The organism is Bacillus thermotolerans, from assembly GCF_000812025.2.
GTDB classification, from domain to species: Bacteria; Bacillota; Bacilli; order Bacillales; family Domibacillaceae; genus Quasibacillus; species Quasibacillus thermotolerans.
In genome coordinates this window covers 50,407-68,719 of record NZ_JWJE02000014.1, presented here as the reverse complement: position 1 = coordinate 68,719, position 18,313 = coordinate 50,407, and the positions used below count along the sequence as shown (strand labels likewise).

Below are 18,313 nucleotides of genomic sequence, written 5' to 3'. Positions count from 1 at the left end.
TATGGGGCACTTTCCCTCACAAGAACACTTAATAAGAATCAACCATGGGATTGAAGAATTTCTAACACATTATTATTAAGTTTTTCATTCCGTGTTGCGGATCAGCATGTACTAGCTATGAATAGCAGTCTGAAGAAGAGTCTGATAGAATAGGAAGCACCAGGAATTGGCTGATTAGCAGCCGGGAGATGTTTCTTTGAAGAAGAAGCCATTGATGAGCGTGGACGTTTCTCCTTTTAAGCAAAAGGAGAAATTTGTTGTGTTTAATTATGGGAAAGTGTTATATGAGGAGCAAAGGGAAACAAATTAGCAGGGTGCGAAGCGAAGAAACAGCGTTCTCTGAAAAAATAAACACACAAAAACTCCAGTGAGACAGGAAAGAGAAGGTGAGAAGATGGACGCGGCATCCGTATATTTACAAAAATTAAAAATGGGGAAAGAACCTCCGACTGTTAACTACTTGCAACGGCTGATTCTAAACCATTTGTCGCTGATTCCGTATGAAACGTTTAGTAAATTCCATTACTATCGTAAAGAAGGGCCTAAAATTCCTGATTTTCAAACATTCGTCGCCAACCTCGAGAGTAGAGGGTGGGGCGGTACCTGCTATTCATTGAATGTGAACTTTGCCCGTCTCCTCATGCAGCTGGGCTTTACTTGCTCTTTAGTTCGTGTACTTCCGGGACATGCAGGAATAATGGTGCATATAGAGGGAAGACGTTTTTATGTAGATGTTGGCTACGGCTCTCCGATCACTCGGCCAGTAGATCTAGAAAGCAAAGCACATCATCTCCTGCATGGCTTTGGCGAAGAGATTCTTTTCACAAGGCGGGGAAAGAAGACGTTTTTATTAGAGCGGCAGGCTCATGGCAAAGTGTTCGCCACGAAAGAGATTATATGGGAGCCGCTTACAGAGGAGGAGCTTCAATCAGATATAGAGGCTTCTTATGCTGATTCCAGTGACAACATTGCGATGCGCCGCATTTCTGCTGTCCGGTTTCAGGGAAATCAATGCTATTTTCTCCGCGATCATACACTAAAGGTGATCGATTACCGAGGCATACGAGAGCATTGTTTCCAGCGGCAGGATCAGTGGATTCAAGCAGTAACGGAGGCGTTCCACGTTGAAGAGCAAGGTGTTCAAGAAGCGGTCCGTTTCCTGGCTGACCGGGGGGTCTCATTATTTAAGTGATGAGGGGAAATAGCTTTTTTATGTAAAAAGTAGTAAGATAAGAACGGAAAATCATTAGTGAATGGACATAAATATAGCAGATACTAGGATGGAGACATATGAAAAGAGCACGCATTATTTATAATCCGACTGCAGGGCGCGAGCTATTCAAGAAGCACTTACCCGAGGTACTGCAAAAGCTGGAACGAGCCGGCTATGAAACCTCTGCACACGCGACAACAGGAGCAGGAGACGCGACACGCGCTGCCAAGTTGGCTGTGGAGCGGCGTTTTGATATCGTTATTGCTGCAGGCGGAGACGGAACATTAAACGAAGTAGTCAATGGCCTCGCCGGACAGGAGCACCGTCCAAAATTCGGCATTATTCCAATGGGCACAACGAATGACTTTGCCCGGGCACTTCACATCCCGCGTGATATTCATGGAGCGGTGGATATTATCACCGCGGGCGAAACCATCCCTGTGGATATAGGACGGATGAATGATAAGTATTTTATTAATATTGCTGGGGGCGGCCGCCTAACAGAGCTGACGTACGAGGTGCCAAGCAAGCTGAAGACGATGATTGGTCAACTTGCTTATTATTTGAAGGGAATTGAAATGCTTCCTTCTATTAAAGCGTCTCACGTCACGATCGAATATGACGGCAAGCTATTTGAAGGAGAAGTTATGCTGTTTCTAATCGGGCTGACGAATTCTGTAGGCGGCTTCGAGAAGCTGGCACCGGATTCCTCAGTGAATGACGGACTGTTCTCTTTATTGATTCTCAAGAAGACAAACTTAGCCGAGTTCATCCGAATTGCAACACTTGCTTTAAGAGGAGAGCATCTTCAGGATCCAAATGTGATCTACACGAAAGCAAGCCGGGTGAAGGTTCACGCTCCGGAGAAGGTGCTGCTGAATCTCGATGGGGAATTAGGTGGTACTTCGCCAGCCGACTTTGAGAACTTGTATCGCTATCTCGAAGTGTTTGTACCGGTGGAGCGGCTTCGCCCGCAGGATCGAATTTATTAATTAAATTGAGCAAGTAGAGCAACTGCCGTGTAAAGCGGCAGTTTTTTTTATGGGAAAAAACCTCTGTAAAGCTAAATGGGTATTAAAGTAAAGAAGTCTAATGCCAAGAATAGCTTCGGTTTCAAGAAATGGGTTTTCTTTTCGTAAACGTATGTTAAAATAAGAAAGTTATCAAATAGTTACCCAGGTAAATAAAAGGAGGGCATCATGGAACTGCATACTTTATTTCACTCTGTACACCAGCTGTCTCGGCAGATTATGAAGCAAAACAATACGGCTTTACAGCAGCATGGGCTTTATAGTGCCCAGTGGTCTGTCTTATATGTACTCAAGCAAAAGGGAAGGCTCACCCAGAAGGAGCTGGGGGAGTACTTAAGTGTAGAAGCTCCGCCGATGACACGGACGATTCAGCGTTTGGTCAAGCAGGGGTATGTCAGACAAGTGCCTGGTGAAGATAAGCGAGTCAAGTTTATTGAACTGACAGAAGAGGCGGAGAAGAAATATTTATCGTGGGAAAAGGCAGTTCTGCAGGTGAATAAACAAACGATCGAAGGGCTTTCAGAAGAGCAGAGAGATCAGCTTCAAGCATTGCTTTCTGTCTGGCTCTATTCATTAAACAGCAACGAAAAACAACAAGGAAAGGAAGAGAGCAATGAGTAATAAGCCGCCATTATGGACAAAAGATTTTATTAGTGTGTCTGCAAGTAACTTTTTTGTATTTACCGTATTTTATATTTTGCTGGTGACGATGCCTATGTACGCTTTAGAGGAGCTGGGAGGCAATGCTACAGAGGCTGGGCTGCTTACTACTTTCTTCTTGCTTTCCGCCATCCTGATTCGGCCGATCGCTGGACAGTGGATTGAAAAGCTGGGAAAGAAGAAAGTGTTAATCAGTTCGCAAATTATCTTTTTAGTTTCTTCGGTGTTGTATTTCTTTCCTGATACTCTAGGGGTTATGCTGCTCTTAAGGCTCTTTCACGGAATTGGCTTTGGGATGGCGACAACAGCGACAGGAGCAATGGTGGCTGATATTATTCCCGATTCCCGCCGAGGAGAGGGCATGGGCTATTACGTTATGTCTACCAACCTGGCCATGGTTATCGGACCATTCTTGGGGTTGACCTTTATGCAAAACTTTGGTAGCTCCTTTATGTTTGTGATGTGCGTGGCGATCGCCGCTCTTGGGCTCATCAGCGGTGTTATTATACGTTTAGCTGAAAAGAAACATACTGCTCGAGCCTTATCGATCTTCCGGGTGAATTTACATTTAAACGAGCTGTTTGAGTTCTCAGCGATTCGTATTGCGGTGGTTGGAGGGTTCTTCTCTATCGTCTACGCTTCTTTATTATCTTTCGTATCTGTGTACGCCGAAGAGCTGCAAATTGGCGAGGCAGCCGGCTATTTCTTCGTTGTATATGCGGTTGTGCTGCTGCTGTCCCGTCCATTTACGGGCAGATGGTTTGATCAGTATGGAGCGAATTTTATCATTTATCCATCTATCATTCTTTTCGCGGCAGGTATGCTTGTTTTAAGTCAGGCTAATACCGCACTGGTTTTCCTAGTAGCGGCTGGCATGATTGGGGTTGGCTGGGGGACGTTATTTCCTAGCTTTCAAACTATTGCGATTCAAGAAGCACCAAGAGAGAAGAAAGCATCTGCTACTGCTACTTTCTTGTCCATCTATGATTTAGGCATTGGTCTTGGTTCCTTCATCATCGGGTGGGTTGTCACACAAACAAGCTTCAGTGTACTTTATTTATCCTGTGCTATTTATGTGGCTGCCGGCTTATTTATTTATCTTGGATTATACGGTCGCAAGGCCAAAGAGAGTAAGGAAAAGCAGCGCCAAATGATTTGATGCATGCTTCGGGGTAGACTATACTAGTAGAAATATAGTGACGAACGTGCGGCAGAGGGGGGAGCAGCCTTGAGAACAGTGCTATCTTATTTAAAGCCTTATAGCGGCCTGATGATTTTTGCCTGGCTGCTTACGCTTGTGGAGCTGGCGGTTGAATTAACCCATCCACTGTTTATGGCAAAAATTATTGATGAAGGCATCGTGCAGCAGGACATGTCTGCTGTGTATAAATGGGGAGCCATCATGCTGGGGACATCTTTGCTTGCATTTGTTGCGGGCATTGCCAATTCCTTTGCCTCTGCCCATGTAGGACAGAACTTTGGGTATGACTTGAGGGAGAAGATGCTCGATAAGATCCAGTCTTTTTCCTTTTCCAATTACAGCCGGTATGCTCCCTCCTCTTTAATTACGAGGATGACAAACGACGTTACACAGACGCAAAGTGCCGTATTTATGAGTCTCCGCATTATGCTGCGTGCTCCTTTAATGGTTTTATTTGGCACCATCATGGCGCTAGCTGTGCACGCCAAGCTGACCATCGTTTTGTTAATTACGGTACCAGCCATGCTTCTGTTTTTATCAAAAATGATGAAGACGAGTTCCTCGCTGTTTAAATCTGTACAGAGCCGCCTTGATGGTGTGAATACGGTCATACAGGAAAATTTAACAGCGATCCGGCTTATTAAAGCGTTTCTCCGCAGCAAGTATGAGAAGAGCCGCTTTCATCGTGCGAATGATCAGCTTATGACGCAGACCATACGTGTCTTCCGAATTGTTGAGGCAACGACTCCTATACTGCTTGTAGTTATGAATTTAAGCCTTATTGTTATTCTTTGGTTCGGCTTCGTTGAATTTACAAGCGGGACCGCTACAGCGGGGGAAATTGTAGCTGTTATTAACTATGCGACACGAATTATTTCCTCTCTGTCAGTCTTTACTTTTATCTTAATGGCTTTCTCGAGAGGAAGAGCTTCCAGCCAGCGGATTGGTGAGATACTTGAAGAATCTGAAGAGCAATCAGACCAGCGTCTAAAGGGTGTGCCTTTTGAACCGGGGGACGGAAAGATTGCTTTTGAAGACGTGTCCTTCTCCTTCGCGAACAGCCCGGCACCTGTCTTAGACCACGTGTCCATTAATATAGCACCGGGAAAAATGGCCGCCGTATTAGGGGCTACAGGGTCAGGGAAATCTACCTTATTCTACTTAATTCCCCGGCTGTATGAGCCGGATCAAGGAAGGATTGTCATTGACGGGCAGGATATCAGCACCGTGCAGTCGGCTTCGCTTCGTGAGCAGATCGGCTTTGTTCCGCAGGAAGCACATCTGTTTACCGGAACGATCCGGGAAAACATCGCTTGGGGAAGAGCAGATGCCTCTATGGACGAGATGGTGGAGGCCGCTCGCCGCGCTCAAATCCATGAGACGATTGAAGGCTTGCCGAACGGCTATGACACCGTCATTGGCCAAAAGGGTGTCAACCTATCAGGCGGTCAAAAGCAGCGCCTGTCGATTGCCAGGGCGCTTATACGCAAGCCGCTCATTCTCTTGCTGGACGATAGCACGAGTGCACTCGATGCGACGACTGAAAAGCATCTGCTGTCCGCGTTAAGAGAAGAACCGTGCACTACGGTGATTATTACGCAGAAAATTAGTACAGCGCTGCAGGCGGACCAGATTATTTTGCTCGAGGAAGGCCGAGTAGAGGCTGCCGGCACGCATGAAGAACTCGAGCGGACGAATGAGCTGTACCGCAAAATTATCCACTCTCAATACGGGAAAGGAGGCGTGCCGCATGTCAAGACCAGCCGCTAAGCCTGCTCCTCCATCGAGCCGGCATATGAATTTTCAGCCGAAGCCGAAAATCAAAGATTTCTGGTCCACATTAAAGCGCCTCCTCAGTTATTTAGGACGAAGAAAGGGGATGCTTTCTCTCGTTATGCTAATGGTAGCCGCAAGTTCAGCGCTCGGCTTGCTTGGTCCGTTCCTTGTCGGGGTGGCGATTGATGATTTTATTATGACAAGGGATAAAGAAGGGCTGATTCAGCTGCTCTTCCTTCTTGGTGTCGTATATATTTCTCATTCGCTAACGACTTTTCTGCAGAGCTACTGGATGGCCGGCATTGCACAGAAGACTGTGTACGAAATGCGGACAGAGCTATTTGCTCATCTGCACGATCTGCCGCTGGCTTTCTTTGACAAGCGCCAGCACGGTGAATTGATGAGCCGGGTGACAAATGATATTGAAAACATCAGCAGCACGCTGAACAGCTCCGTGATTCAGGTCGTTTCTAGTGTCTTGACCTTGACAGGTGCGATTGTGGTCATGCTTTACTTAAGTCCGCTGTTAACAGCCGTTACCTTGCTGATCGTCCCGCTCCTGTATATGGGGATGAAGTGGATCACGAGCCGCACACGTCGCCGGTTCAAAGAACAGCAGCGCCATCTCGGGGAGCTGAACGGTTTTATTGAAGAGACCGTTTCCAGCAAGCACATTGTTAAAATGTTTTCCCGGGAGGAAGCGATTGCTCAGGAGTTTAGTGAACGTAATATGAAGCTGAAGGAGGCTGGTTTTTGGGCGCAATCGTATTCAGGTTTCATCCCCAAATTGATGAATATGTTAAACAACCTAAGCTTCGCCCTGGTGGCAGGTGTCGGCGGTTTGCTCGCTTTGAATGGACTTGTCACAGTAGGGGTCATTGTCATTTTCGCTGAATACTCCCGTCAATTTACCCGCCCCCTGAACGACTTAGCGAATCAATTTAATACGCTGCTTTCTGCAATTGCAGGGGCTGAGCGCGTGTTTGATATTATGGACACGGAGAAGGAAGAACGTGAGGATCAAAACAAGATCTCGTTAGATCATGTGGATGGGGAAATTAAATTTAAGGATGTCACCTTCTCTTATGAGGACACGCCTACACTAAAAGAAATTGATTTCAGGGCAAGTCCTGGAGAAATGGTTGCTCTTGTAGGGCCGACAGGTTCCGGCAAAACGACGATTATTAATCTGCTAGCCCGCTTTTACAATCCGGACAGCGGGGCTGTTTATGTCGATGGTCATGATACATCAAATATCTCGAGGCAGGAGCTCCGCAAGCATATGGGGTTTGTCCTCCAGGATTCGTTCTTATTCGAAGGAACGATTAAGGAAAACATTAGATACGGCCGCCTGGATGCGACAGATGAAGAGGTAGCAGAAGCCGCTCGTATCGCGAATGCTCACTCCTTTATTATGAAGCTGCCGGATGGCTACGAGACGAAGCTGCTGCCGGAAGGGTCAGGCATCAGTCAGGGGCAAAGACAGCTGCTGGCGATTGCGAGAGCGGTCTTAGCTGATCCAGCCATCCTGATTCTTGATGAAGCAACAAGCAGCATTGACACCATTACAGAAATGTACATTCAGGAAGCGCTTGACCGTCTTATGGAGGGCCGGACAAGCGTAGTGATTGCCCATCGGCTGAACACGATTCAGCGGGCAGACCAGATCCTAGTTCTTGAGCGTGGCCGGATTATTGAACGCGGCAGCCACCATGAGCTCATTGAGAAGGATGGACATTACGCTCAGCTCATTGCAGCGTCAAATTCTTCCTAAAAGCCTGCTTCTCACGCATCAGTGAGAGCAGGCTTCTTCTTTTGTCTTTTTTGCGGTGTGATTCAAATATATGGTAGAATAGCTTTCGATTCTTACAATAAAAAACTAAAAGGGTGGTAATTGTGGCAAAGATTCAAGCCCCTGTTCGAAAAAATGATATTCTCAATGTGTATTTTGAGGACTTAACGCATGATGGAAATGGAGTCGCTAAAGTAGAAGGCTACCCATTATTTGTGGCAGGCGCATTGCCGGGAGAAAAAGGCCAAATTCAAGTAACAAAAGTAAATAAAGGCTACGGCTTTGGCCGCTTGATGAAGCTGGAAGAAAGAAGCCCGCACCGGGTAGATGTGCCAGCATCAGAGGCGCATAAATACGGCGGCACGCAGCTCAAACATATTAGCTATGAAGGGCAGCTGCAGTTTAAGGAGAAGCAGGTGCGGGAAGTGCTCGCTCGCATTGGGAAGCTGGATGAGGTGAAGGTGCACCCGATCTTAGGAATGGACGAACCGTGGTATTATCGGAATAAAGCTCAGGTGCCGGTGGGGGAGAAGAACGGCCAGCTGATCGCTGGATTCTTTAAGCCGCGCAGCCATGAGATCGTTGATACGAACGAAAGCATTATCCAGCTTCCAGAAGTCAATGAAGCGATCCAGACAGTGAAGGAAATTTGCAATGAGCTTGGGCTCAAAGCATATGACGAGCAGGCGCATAAAGGCGTTCTCCGCCATATCATGGCCCGCTACGGGAAAGCAACGGGGGAGCTGATGGTTGTGCTGATCACGAGAACGCCGGATCTTCCGCATAAAAACAAGATCATTGACAAAATTGTTTCCCGGCTGCCTCAAGTAACGTCCATCGTTCACAATATCAATGCGAAGCGGACGAATGTAATCATGGGTGAAACAACAAATGTGCTGTGGGGAAGTGAAATCATTTATGATTATATAGGTGAGGTGAAATTCGCAATTTCTGCTCGTTCGTTCTATCAGGTAAACCCTGTCCAAACGAAGGTGCTGTATGACAAAGCATTGGAATATGCCGACCTTTCCGGAGATGAAACGGTCATTGATGCGTATTGCGGCATCGGTACGATTTCTCTGTTCTTGGCACAAAAGGCGAAAAAAGTATACGGCGTAGAGGTCGTACCGGAAGCAATTGAGGATGCCCGCCGCAATGCGGATTTGAATGGCATGGAGAATGCAGAGTTCGAGGCGGGAGAAGCGGAAACGGTGATTCCCGAGTGGTATAAGCAAGGCATCGAAGCGGATGTCATCGTCGTCGATCCGCCGCGCAAAGGCTGTGATGAGGCGCTCTTACAGACGATCATTGACATGAAGCCGGAGAAGGTAGTTTACGTCTCCTGCAATCCATCTACGCTTGCCCGGGATTTGCGCATTCTCGAAGACGGCGGTTTTCAGACGGTAGAGGTGCAGCCGGTGGACATGTTTCCGCAGACGACGCATGTTGAGTGCGTGGTATTGATGTCGCGGGTTGAAAAATAAAGTCTATTCAAAGTACTGATAAATAAAGGATTTCCGAGGTTGGAAGATTTTCTATCTGATGTCTGGTAGTGCCTTTCAATCTTGAAAATCCTTGTTTTTGTTTATTGAGGAAATAGGTCAACTGTAAAAAATGTGTGTAGGGTTGAGTTGAAAGGTTAGATAAATTCATAGGGTTGTGGAGATAGAATAGATGTGGTCTAGGTATAGGAGAAGAGCTGTGCATTAAATTGAAAATTACTATATTGCTGCTTTTGAGCAGCATTTAAGTAAGATATTCTTGACAAAAGGCAGCGAAGGTGATATGATGATGCAGAGGTGAGAGGATGCCTGAGATAGGACAAATGATTAAAAGTCGTCGAGAAGCCATGGGGCTTTCTCTTAAAAAGTTAGCAATTGCTTGTGGATCAAGCGACAGTGAAATAATGAAAATTGAGAACGGAACTAGAAAAAACCCTAATTGGGCAACATTATGTGAAATCGCACGTGCTTTAAATTTTCACCCGTTTGAAATATTGTTAGCCGCAGGTTATATATCAGAAAATGATATGCATCCCAATTGCCAGATTCATGGTTTAGAAAACTTAGATGATGACGGGGTAGCAATGGTGCAATTGTTCATAGATTTTTTGACTATGCGGAACGGTAATAAAATTGGTATTTCAAAGGAGGGAGAGTGATATTATGATATTTAGATTAGGTGAATTATTTTGCGGCCCAGGTGGGATCGCTTGGGGTGCAATGAATGCTAGTATTGAAGATCCAAACTTTGCGATTGTACATCAGTGGGCAAATGACTATGACGCAGATACCTGTGAAACATATAGATTAAATATCTGTCCTGATACTCCTAATACTGTTTACCATGCGGATATTCGCAAATTCGATATGTCTAAACTAGCACCGATTGATGCATTGGCATTTGGTTTCCCATGCAATGACTATAGTGTTGTTGGTGAGCAAAAAGGTATGGACGGGGTATTCGGTCCCTTGTATTCGTATGGTGTCAAAGCTCTAAAACTGTTTAAACCCAAGTGGTTTTTAGCAGAAAATGTTGGAGGACTTAGAAATGCAAATGATGGGAAAGCCTTCACTAAGATTCTTAAGGAACTGAGGGAAGCTGGCTATACAATTACACCTCATCTCTACAAGTTTGAGGAATACGGAGTCCCTCAAGCGAGGCACCGTTTGATTATCGTTGGCATACGGGATGACATCGATGTTGAATTTAAAGTCCCATCGACAGCACCCTATGTCGGAATCGATAATACTTGCAAAAATGCAATAGAAAATCCCCCTATTCCAGAGGATGCATATAATAATGAATTGACAAGACAATCCGAAACTGTTGTTAGAAGGTTGCAGCATATTCTACCTGGACAAAATGCATTTACGGCAGACCTTCCAGAAGATTTGCGACTTAATATTAGAGGAGCAAAAATAAGTCAAATATATAAGAGGCTCGATCCAACTAAGCCTTCCTATACGGTTACGGGAAGCGGTGGTGGAGGAACACATATCTACCATTGGGAAGAACCACGAGCATTGACTAACAGAGAGCGGGCAAGATTACAGACTTTCCCTGATACTTATAGATTCGTAGGAAGTAAAGAGAGTGTACGCAAACAAATAGGAATGGCAGTACCTTGTCAGGGTGCAAAAATCATTTTTGAGGCAATATTGAAGTGTTTTGCTGGAATTGAATATGAGAGCGTAGAGCCAAGTATTAAAGAATGAAAAAGCAGTTACTTTGTAGAGAAGGCAAAGTAACTGCTTTGTTTATACATGGAAATCCATAAAGTACTGCTCATCGTCGATTTTGTAAAAGGTAACATCTGTTCTTCCATAGTTTAGTAAATCTTGTTTTGTTACGAATGCACCATTTCCAAGACCTAAACGGTTTCGGAAGTATTCTCCGAGTTGAGCGTTGCTAAGAGGTGTTGTAATTGCTTTGTCGTTTTGTTGCTCAACTCTTAGGAGAAGAGTATGACCGTCGTCTGTAATAACAGTAAAGTGTTGTTTATTTAACGGGAAGAAACCGCTTCTTGCAATTTTTGCAGGAAGATGTATATAAGCTTCGTTTTTGTTTCTGCCCTTTCGTTGTCCCCAATTTAATCCGGATTTTTCTCCAACTTCACCCTTATTTGTGAGAAGCGATAGAGTCGTAGAAGTAATACCCTCGCCAGCCAAAGTGGTTAGAGGCTTGTTTTCAGCATCAAGAATTTGATGTGTTGGACGGAGAACAATATGGTCTTCGACCTCTGCATGGTTACAATAAATTGAGTTTGCTTCAACTTCTTCATAAAACTTATAAGCTTCTTTAGGATCACAGCATACAACTATTTCTTTTCTGGATTGGATAAATGCATTCTGCACAAAATCAGCTGAACCTGTATATGCCTGTACTGGTGATTCTTCCTTTAGCCAAATGTATAAATTTGCGTGAACTGGAGGGTTTTCGCAAACATAACTACATGAAAAGCTATCCACTGCTTTTGGATATGTTTTGCCATGGAGTTCCATAAAGCCCTCATGTATAGGAACGCTTAATCCATCGTAAGGAACCATTCCAATAAGCAATGAAATATTTAGAGGGTGCATATTTTGTTCTTGAAAACTCTTAATAAGCCATGATGCCATATTAGGGGTAGCATATCCGCTTAATATTAATAAAGTGTCCGCTCCTTGGAGTGGAGGGGCAAATAAAATCCTTTTTGCTATGTTGTTGGTGAACATCCATTCTTGCCCTCCTATGCTTCTTCTTCTATATCATCCTCAGACACATCATAATACATTGTATCATGAGGAAGTTTAATATTCGGCACCCAGAGAGCTTTTCCACCCCACCCCTTAGTACCAGTTACTTGATACATGGTCAAAACTACTTTGTCATGGAAAGTGCCACCTAGTTTCCAGTCGTTCGGAGACAACAAGGCTCCTGTCCCTTGTGCAACATCTCTTCCTCTTCTGACAATCAAAATCCCCTGTCCAGCTGGTTGTTCTGAAAGCAGTGTATCAATGACAGAAAGGAATGCATCTAACTTGAAATCCGGGCTGGCAATAATATGGGATAATATTTTCTTAATTAACCTCAAATTTACCTGGTAATAAGGATCATCATCGGAGAAAGGCTCCAATAGTTTTGTTATATCATCTATGGTGTTATTATCTGGATAGAACGGATAATAGTTCGTTCCACCTGAAAGGATATTGACTCGTTTGTTATCAATAACATTCCTTCGAGTTGGATTCAATCCAAATGGATAATAAATTTTTATGTTTTCAATTCCTTGCTCTACTTGTGCGATAATGGCATTATTAGTAGCGTTAATGTCCGCAAATAATTTATAGAGTTGTTCATCTATAAATATCTTCATCATGCCAGAGTCTCTGTCATAACCAAACATCCTACTATGTTGCCACATAGTATCCGCCTGAGGCTTTTTGCTGGTTCTTGTATAATAAATTGTCTGTAGCCCTGGAAAAGTTACGCCTCGGCCTAGAGTGTTTCCGCCTACGATAAAATTACAGCCTGTTGCATAATCTGGACTCTCAACATCTGTTTTTCCATTCATAACAAGAATTTTTATCCCTTTGTTTTCCAACAAATCCTTAGTAGTTTTATAGATAACTTCAAAAGAAAGTTTCTCACTTTTGTTGGGTTCTAAAGAATCATAGTGGGTTTGTAATTCTGTGATGAATTCGGTATTGATATGCTCCATACACCAATCTAGTTCCTTTGCGACATCGTCAGCAAAACGCTGGTGGACATTTTGTCGTACGCTCGGATGTAGAAGGCAATTTGATACTATTCCTTTTGATGCTAAAATCTGAGCAGATACAGCAAGGTGGCGTATAACAACACTTCGTGTCGGTCGTTTGATAGTTTCAAGAAAATCAATGCATTCAGGTTTACCGCTTGTTGGAAAGAAAAAGTCTCCACCTAAATAGCCATCCCCTGGATGGAAGTAGTATGTAAAATATGGATGCCAACCAGACGCAAGGGTCTGTAATAAGATTGCTTGAGGCGTACCTGTAACCTGTAAGTATAAGCTACTTGATGCTCCATTTTTTATAGAATCCAGATATCTATTAATTGATGACTGACTATTACGGTTTATTAGAGTATTTAAGGAAGCCGCATCCGCCTCATCATCAACGATGAATAGAGGGTTTCCCTTCATAAAGCCTGTAGAATTAAATACATTTGCCCACAATCTTAGTACTCTTGCATTTTTCTTTAGAACGACAATGGCTGGCTTAACAAGGCTATTTTCAATAAATAAGCCTGAGTCGTTTTCGCCACAAATACAGAAGCCGTCTAAGTCGTCTCTAACTCGATCTAAGGTTTGTTGTTGCAAGACAACATTGTCTGTTGTGAGTAAGATGAATGCGGGAAATCCTAAATCTGCAGCTTTGCACATAACGCCAAACATTTGACCAGTTTTTCCAGATTGCACATTACCAAACAACAAGCCAATCTCATGACTTATAAATGAAAAATTGCGAATATGTTGATTGCCAATATCTTCAGCTGTTTTGGAAATGGACTCAGCTAATTTTTCGTTACCTCGCTCTTTTATTTTTTGCAAGTATTTTTTTAAATATTGCATTGATACACCTCTCATTCGTTAGTAATTGTTTCAAACGATAAAACCCACACATCAAGCTCGGTGCCATCTTCGTCCAATGCTTTCTGATCTGTTTTTGAAAGTACAAGGCTATCGCAACCGTATGCTTGTAACATTTCTTTCGTAATCATTCCCTTACGATCAGTATCAGCTTGGGTGTCATTAACTGGTGTTACTAAACCTGCTGCTGCAAGTCTACCTTTAATCCAACGACCAAGAATGAGTTCATCGCCAACAGCACTGAATTGTTTATTGCCATCGCTTGTGGTATGAGCTTTAAACCAATAGCCATCATCGGTTACAACAAAAAAAGGCTTGTTTTTTTCAGGGTAACCTTCTGAACGAGTTATCGCTTTGCTAACAGTCAATTGAGTTTCGTACCAATCACGGGATTTCCTTTTACTTCGTGGTGCGGCATAGCTAACATTTATATTTGACTTTGTGAAATGCTTACCATCATCCATATGCCGCTCATCGTAAGCAGGAACTTTTAATGGCAGTACAAAAGAAACGTCTGTTTTATGCTGTTCATAAAGCTGTACACCAGTTTGGGGAATCTGTGTTACCGTATCAATGCCACTAAGTGATGTGTTAACTTCCCTGACTATTGGCATTCCTATAATGTTAGCAATATTATCAGAGCAGTTCTGAGCCTTTAGCTTCTCTAAAAATTCAGCAATTTCTTTACATTCAGTAGCATCATAAGTAACCGATGAGATTTCATATTGCCTACGGTTATTAGCATCTAATTTGATTACACCTAAGTTTGCGGAACCAATAATAGCAGAAAAAGGTTGTCCATCTTTATAAAAGCAGTATACTTTTCCATGATATTTGAATGCTTTTACGATCTTAATTTCACCTATACCAGTCTCTGTCCATTTTTTGTTGATTTCTAAAGCAGTATTATATGATCCTTCTGGCATTCCTTCGATGAAGTACATTCCAATGGTAAGGCATATACTAGATATATTATGCTCTTCGACCAGATTGTCGAGTTCTTCCAAGGCAGCACGAGAAATATATCCAACCGCAATTTCAACACGGTCTGATTTTGCAATTTGCTCGTTAAAACAATTTATAATTGTTTGTTGACCCTCTGATGTTCCAAGAGGTAGGATGTTTGAATATAACAGTTTCATTAGCTCACTCCTTTGTTTTTGGTGGGGTTTCTGTAGTTTTTTCAATCTCCATAATATCTGAAATATCGCAGTTAAGCGCCTTACATACTTTTATTAAAATGTCAGTATTAACATTTTCATTTTTTCCAAGCTTAGCCATTGAAGCTGTACTAATACCAGCTGCTTCTCTTAAGTCCTTTTTTTTCATATCTCTATCAATAAGAAGTTTCCATAGTTTTTTATAACTTATGGACATAATATCACCTCGCCTTAGTACCTAGCCTAAGTTAATAAATAAAGTTTATCACAAAGTTAGTGAAGCAACAATTAAAATTCGCAAACGTAAAATAAATGTTGAGGCAATCAAAATACATGTTATAATTTACCTATGAACTAATGTTTGAATAGTAAAAATCCTTAAAGATATTAATTTCATATGGGGTGAGGAGGGAGTGCCTTGGCGGGTAATCGTTCTTTTAAAGATTACGTGGATGGTAGATTCTATAATGAGATATTTTCTGCCATACAAACCTATGCAACGGATAATTGTGAAGATTTAGACTTACGGTTATACAGAGTTCAAAACATCGGCGGCATTGAGTTATCAGATATAGAAGTAAAGTTCGTATCTGTTAATGACTTACCGGACATGAAAATAGAATTTGATGTTGCTGTTGAAGCTGAATTTGAAGTCCGTGAATCAAATCATCGTTATGATGAATCAGAAAATTGTCGGCAATGGTTTATGCTGGAATGCTCAGGAGATTTGGATTGCAATTTGGATGATTTTTCAATCTCTAGTATAACTGAGTATACTAGCAAAAATAAGCAACCGAAACCTATGTCAGACTCCCTTGTCCCTATCATTCATAAGGAACAACTAGAATCTGTTGCCACAGACTTCCTTAGAAGACATTACCCTGAAGCATTAAAAAACCCAATGGCAGTTGAGCCACAGGTGTTGGCAGAAAAAATGGGCCTTACAGTAGAAATGAGAGAGATTACAAAGGATTTCTCTGTTTTTGGGCAGATATACTTTCACGACTGTGATGCAGAGTTTTATGATGAAGATAGCGATGAAATGGTACAGACCCATGTGAGTGGCCGTACAATAATCGTGGATCCTAAAGCTTACTTCCTTCGTAACCTGGGATCAGTCAATAATACTATTGTGCATGAGTGTGTTCATTGGGATCAACATAGAAAAGCATTTGAATTGGAACGGTTATATAATAGTAGTGCCACACGAATCAAGTGTCAGGTAGTTGGGGGTATAAAAGACAATACCAGAGATGCAACTGACTGGATGGAATGGCAGGCGAATGCCCTCGCTCCAAAGATACAAATGCCACTTGCCATGTTTAAAACCCAAGCGTTCAAATTTATTAAGCAATTCAGTTCAGAACTGGGAACATCTGAACTTATAGATGTAATGGAACCAGTTATTGACGCCTTAGCAACGTTCTTCAGCGTATCTCGGGCAGCAGCTAAAATCCGAATGATTGATGCTGGATATGAGGAAGCAATCGGAACTTTTACTTATATAGATGGTCGCTACGTCAAGCCGCATAGATTTAAGAAGGGTGTGCTTGAAAGAAATCAGACCTTTTCTATAGGTGCAGAGGATGCTGCTATCCAAAGCATAACCAATCCAGAAATGTCCGCTTTAGTTAGGGATGGAAGTTATATATATGTGGATTCCCACTTTGTGCTAAATCATCCGAAATATTTAACACAAGATATATTCGGACAAACGGTACTTACAGACTACGCACGAACCCATATGGAAGAGTGCTGCTTGGTTTTCGAGTTATCAGTCAAATCTGGGTGTAGGGAAAGATACTATACTGAATGTTTCCTCAACCGTGATAAGACATCAAATATAGATTTTGATATAAAGTATTGTAATGGTTTTGAGTATGCGGCTCCAGAAAAGAAGGCCCAATTACTAGCCGAAACAATAGCGGAAGAAATGCGAATCTATAATGAATTGCCAAATAGCTATACCAGCTCTCTCAAAATAGTACGTGAGTGGAAAAAAGTAACTTATAAAGAATTAGAAGAGAAAATATTGGTCAACGAGCGTACCATAAGACGAATCGTTAATGGTGAGGAACCGGGATCTATTAATTCCATAGTATTGATTTGCCTTGGACTTCATCTACCGCCAAATATTAGCAGTCATATAATTCGCAACTCACCATTTTCATTGAACTTCAATAACAATAGTCATATTTGGTATAACTTTGCATTGACTCACCTATATGCAAAATCGATGGATGAGATTAGAACGTTTTTACAGGAACATGGCGCAGAGCCATTATAAAATTCAATAATATTTTTGAAAAAGCGGACACAGGATGTCCGCTTTTTAGTTATTAACTAAGTAAGCCATACATGAATCCTTTTAAGGGTTTGTGTATGGCTTTTTTTATTGTTGTTTTTAGGTGTTTTTGTTGGGAAAAGCGTCATTTTGAGCCTGAAATTAACGGGCATGAGGTGTCCGCCAAGGCTGTCCAATTCTCACCTACAATAATGATAGATGAAGGAAAGGTCCTTCGTAGTTAGCAAGAATTAGACCATTCCTCGTCTACAAAAAAATATCAAATGCCTGATTTGCAATAAGGGCAAAGGATACATATTGCTACGTTTCAGTCCGTTTAGGATTGTTATACGTTGCAATAGAAGTACCTTACCTTGTTGCGCTCATTTTCAGGACAAAGGGTCTGTGTACTTCGAGGTGCAGACCTATTTTTGTATCCTTTGCCGCCAATGCAGTCCGGCGGAAAGGATGCAAAATGAAAATTAGAATTATGTACGACAACAAACCTACTTATTTGGAGGTACCCGATGAGGACTTTACCTTAATGATTGATGCAGATTACGAGGACAGGCTATCTTGTGCCGAAGATATGGAAACTGTGACTCGTCGTTCACCACAGGAGATTATGGACGAGCGTTTCAACAAGCCCGAGTACAATAACTGGCGTAAACTGGATCGTCATTCAGCTACTACTACCCCTCCTAAGAAACTTAATGGAAAAAAAGGCTACACAAAAGCCAATGACGATAATGAGGGTAAAAACATAAAGGAAAATACGATTGAGTTATATCCCGACAATTTAGATGAAGTGACTCGGGAGAAACAAGAGGAGTATGAATACCTTTGTGAAATTATCCGCAAGACCCTCAAGGAAAAACAAGCAGAGTTACTGATTGCTATATTGCTAGATGGTGTTTCTGTAACAGAGTATGCAGAGCGTGAAGGTGTTAGTAAAAGTGCCATTTCACACCGTTTAAATACAGCCAAGAAGAATTTAAAAAAAGTTTTTCCTGAAACCTCAACTTTCCCCTCTTGCCACGGCTAATAGATAGAGGGCAGCACATAAACGCTCTCGGAAAGAGGT

15 protein-coding genes are annotated in these 18,313 nt (G+C 42.6%); 11 read left to right on the top strand and 4 right to left on the bottom strand.

Going from position 1 to position 18,313, the window contains the following annotated elements; genetic code table 11:
- Nucleotides 1–394: 394 nt before the first annotated feature.
- The 9 genes from QY97_RS07720 to QY97_RS07680 all read left to right on the top strand — a co-directional run bounded on the left by QY97_RS07720 (nucleotide 395) and on the right by QY97_RS07680 (nucleotide 10,891).
- The gene (locus QY97_RS07720) at nucleotides 395–1,192 is read left to right on the top strand and encodes an arylamine N-acetyltransferase (protein WP_039236624.1); all 798 of its coding nucleotides are present in this window, start codon (nucleotides 395–397) and stop codon (nucleotides 1,190–1,192) included.
- A 98-nt stretch (nucleotides 1,193–1,290) separates the two neighbouring features.
- Entirely contained in the window at nucleotides 1,291–2,205 is a 915-nt protein-coding gene (locus tag QY97_RS07715; RefSeq protein ID WP_039236623.1) for a diacylglycerol kinase, read from the top strand.
- A gap of 207 nt (nucleotides 2,206–2,412) precedes the next feature.
- Nucleotides 2,413–2,865: a MarR family winged helix-turn-helix transcriptional regulator gene (locus QY97_RS07710; protein ID WP_039236621.1), complete on the top strand. Its 453-nt coding sequence runs from the start codon at nucleotides 2,413–2,415 to the stop codon at nucleotides 2,863–2,865.
- Nucleotides 2,858–4,063, top strand: coding sequence for an MFS transporter (locus tag QY97_RS07705; protein WP_039236619.1), 1,206 nt, complete (start codon nucleotides 2,858–2,860; stop codon nucleotides 4,061–4,063). Before QY97_RS07710 ends, QY97_RS07705 begins: the two co-directional genes overlap by 8 nt.
- Nucleotides 4,064–4,132: 69 nt before the next feature.
- The gene (locus QY97_RS07700; protein ID WP_039236616.1) at nucleotides 4,133–5,875 is read left to right on the top strand and encodes an ABC transporter ATP-binding protein; all 1,743 of its coding nucleotides are present in this window, start codon (nucleotides 4,133–4,135) and stop codon (nucleotides 5,873–5,875) included.
- Nucleotides 5,856–7,655, top strand: coding sequence for an ABC transporter ATP-binding protein (locus QY97_RS07695; protein WP_039236613.1), 1,800 nt, complete (start codon nucleotides 5,856–5,858; stop codon nucleotides 7,653–7,655). The genes QY97_RS07700 and QY97_RS07695 overlap by 20 nt, the downstream gene beginning before the upstream one ends.
- Nucleotides 7,656–7,777: 122 nt before the next feature.
- Nucleotides 7,778–9,157, top strand: a complete 1,380-nt coding sequence (gene rlmD, locus QY97_RS07690; protein ID WP_083965833.1) for a 23S rRNA (uracil(1939)-C(5))-methyltransferase RlmD — start codon at nucleotides 7,778–7,780, stop codon at nucleotides 9,155–9,157.
- A gap of 323 nt (nucleotides 9,158–9,480) precedes the next feature.
- Entirely contained in the window at nucleotides 9,481–9,834 is a 354-nt protein-coding gene (locus QY97_RS07685; RefSeq protein ID WP_039236610.1) for a helix-turn-helix domain-containing protein, read from the top strand.
- Nucleotides 9,835–9,838: 4 nt separating this feature from the next.
- Complete coding sequence (locus tag QY97_RS07680; protein ID WP_000577432.1) at nucleotides 9,839–10,891, top strand: DNA cytosine methyltransferase; 1,053 nt, start codon at nucleotides 9,839–9,841, stop codon at nucleotides 10,889–10,891.
- Nucleotides 10,892–10,933: 42 nt separating this feature from the next.
- On the opposite strand, the gene QY97_RS19525 is transcribed toward QY97_RS07680, so the two are convergent.
- Genes QY97_RS19525 through QY97_RS07660 form a run of 4 tightly spaced genes read right to left on the bottom strand, consistent with a single transcriptional unit; the run spans nucleotide 10,934 to nucleotide 15,162 of the window.
- Nucleotides 10,934–11,890: a restriction endonuclease PLD domain-containing protein gene (locus QY97_RS19525; protein WP_000494898.1), complete on the bottom strand. Its 957-nt coding sequence runs from the start codon at nucleotides 11,888–11,890 to the stop codon at nucleotides 10,934–10,936.
- Between the two features lie 14 nt (nucleotides 11,891–11,904).
- The gene (locus QY97_RS07670) at nucleotides 11,905–13,767 is read right to left on the bottom strand and encodes a Z1 domain-containing protein (protein WP_039236607.1); all 1,863 of its coding nucleotides are present in this window, start codon (nucleotides 13,765–13,767) and stop codon (nucleotides 11,905–11,907) included.
- A gap of 11 nt (nucleotides 13,768–13,778) precedes the next feature.
- Complete coding sequence (locus QY97_RS07665; protein WP_039236604.1) at nucleotides 13,779–14,927, bottom strand: restriction endonuclease PLD domain-containing protein; 1,149 nt, start codon at nucleotides 14,925–14,927, stop codon at nucleotides 13,779–13,781.
- Nucleotides 14,928–14,931: 4 nt separating this feature from the next.
- On the bottom strand, nucleotides 14,932–15,162 hold the full coding sequence (locus QY97_RS07660) for a helix-turn-helix domain-containing protein (protein ID WP_000028496.1): 231 nt from the start codon (nucleotides 15,160–15,162) through the stop codon (nucleotides 14,932–14,934).
- 201 nt (nucleotides 15,163–15,363) lie between these two features.
- On the opposite strand from QY97_RS07660, the gene QY97_RS07655 reads away from it, so the two are divergent.
- On the top strand, nucleotides 15,364–17,232 hold the full coding sequence (locus tag QY97_RS07655) for a helix-turn-helix domain-containing protein (protein ID WP_039236600.1): 1,869 nt from the start codon (nucleotides 15,364–15,366) through the stop codon (nucleotides 17,230–17,232).
- Nucleotides 17,233–17,704: 472 nt separating this feature from the next.
- The gene (locus QY97_RS07650; RefSeq protein WP_232506256.1) at nucleotides 17,705–18,274 is read left to right on the top strand and encodes an ECF-type sigma factor; all 570 of its coding nucleotides are present in this window, start codon (nucleotides 17,705–17,707) and stop codon (nucleotides 18,272–18,274) included.
- The last annotated feature ends 39 nt before the right edge of the window (nucleotides 18,275–18,313 follow it).

Bases quoted from the DNA above. Each gene is read 5' to 3' on its own strand.
- QY97_RS07720 (WP_039236624.1), top strand. From the start codon at position 395: ATGGACGCGGCATCCGTATATTTACAAAAATTAAAAATGGGGAAAGAA.
- QY97_RS07715 (WP_039236623.1), top strand. From the start codon at position 1,291: ATGAAAAGAGCACGCATTATTTATAATCCGACTGCAGGGCGCGAGCTA.
- QY97_RS07710 (WP_039236621.1), top strand. From the start codon at position 2,413: ATGGAACTGCATACTTTATTTCACTCTGTACACCAGCTGTCTCGGCAG.
- QY97_RS07705 (WP_039236619.1), top strand. From the start codon at position 2,858: ATGAGTAATAAGCCGCCATTATGGACAAAAGATTTTATTAGTGTGTCT.
- QY97_RS07695 (WP_039236613.1), top strand. From the start codon at position 5,856: ATGTCAAGACCAGCCGCTAAGCCTGCTCCTCCATCGAGCCGGCATATG.
- QY97_RS07685 (WP_039236610.1), top strand. From the start codon at position 9,481: ATGCCTGAGATAGGACAAATGATTAAAAGTCGTCGAGAAGCCATGGGG.
- QY97_RS07680 (WP_000577432.1), top strand. From the start codon at position 9,839: ATGATATTTAGATTAGGTGAATTATTTTGCGGCCCAGGTGGGATCGCT.
- QY97_RS19525 (WP_000494898.1), bottom strand. From the start codon at position 11,890: ATGTTCACCAACAACATAGCAAAAAGGATTTTATTTGCCCCTCCACTC.
- QY97_RS07670 (WP_039236607.1), bottom strand. From the start codon at position 13,767: ATGCAATATTTAAAAAAATACTTGCAAAAAATAAAAGAGCGAGGTAAC.
- QY97_RS07665 (WP_039236604.1), bottom strand. From the start codon at position 14,927: ATGAAACTGTTATATTCAAACATCCTACCTCTTGGAACATCAGAGGGT.
- QY97_RS07660 (WP_000028496.1), bottom strand. From the start codon at position 15,162: ATGTCCATAAGTTATAAAAAACTATGGAAACTTCTTATTGATAGAGAT.
- QY97_RS07650 (WP_232506256.1), top strand. From the start codon at position 17,705: ATGAAAATTAGAATTATGTACGACAACAAACCTACTTATTTGGAGGTA.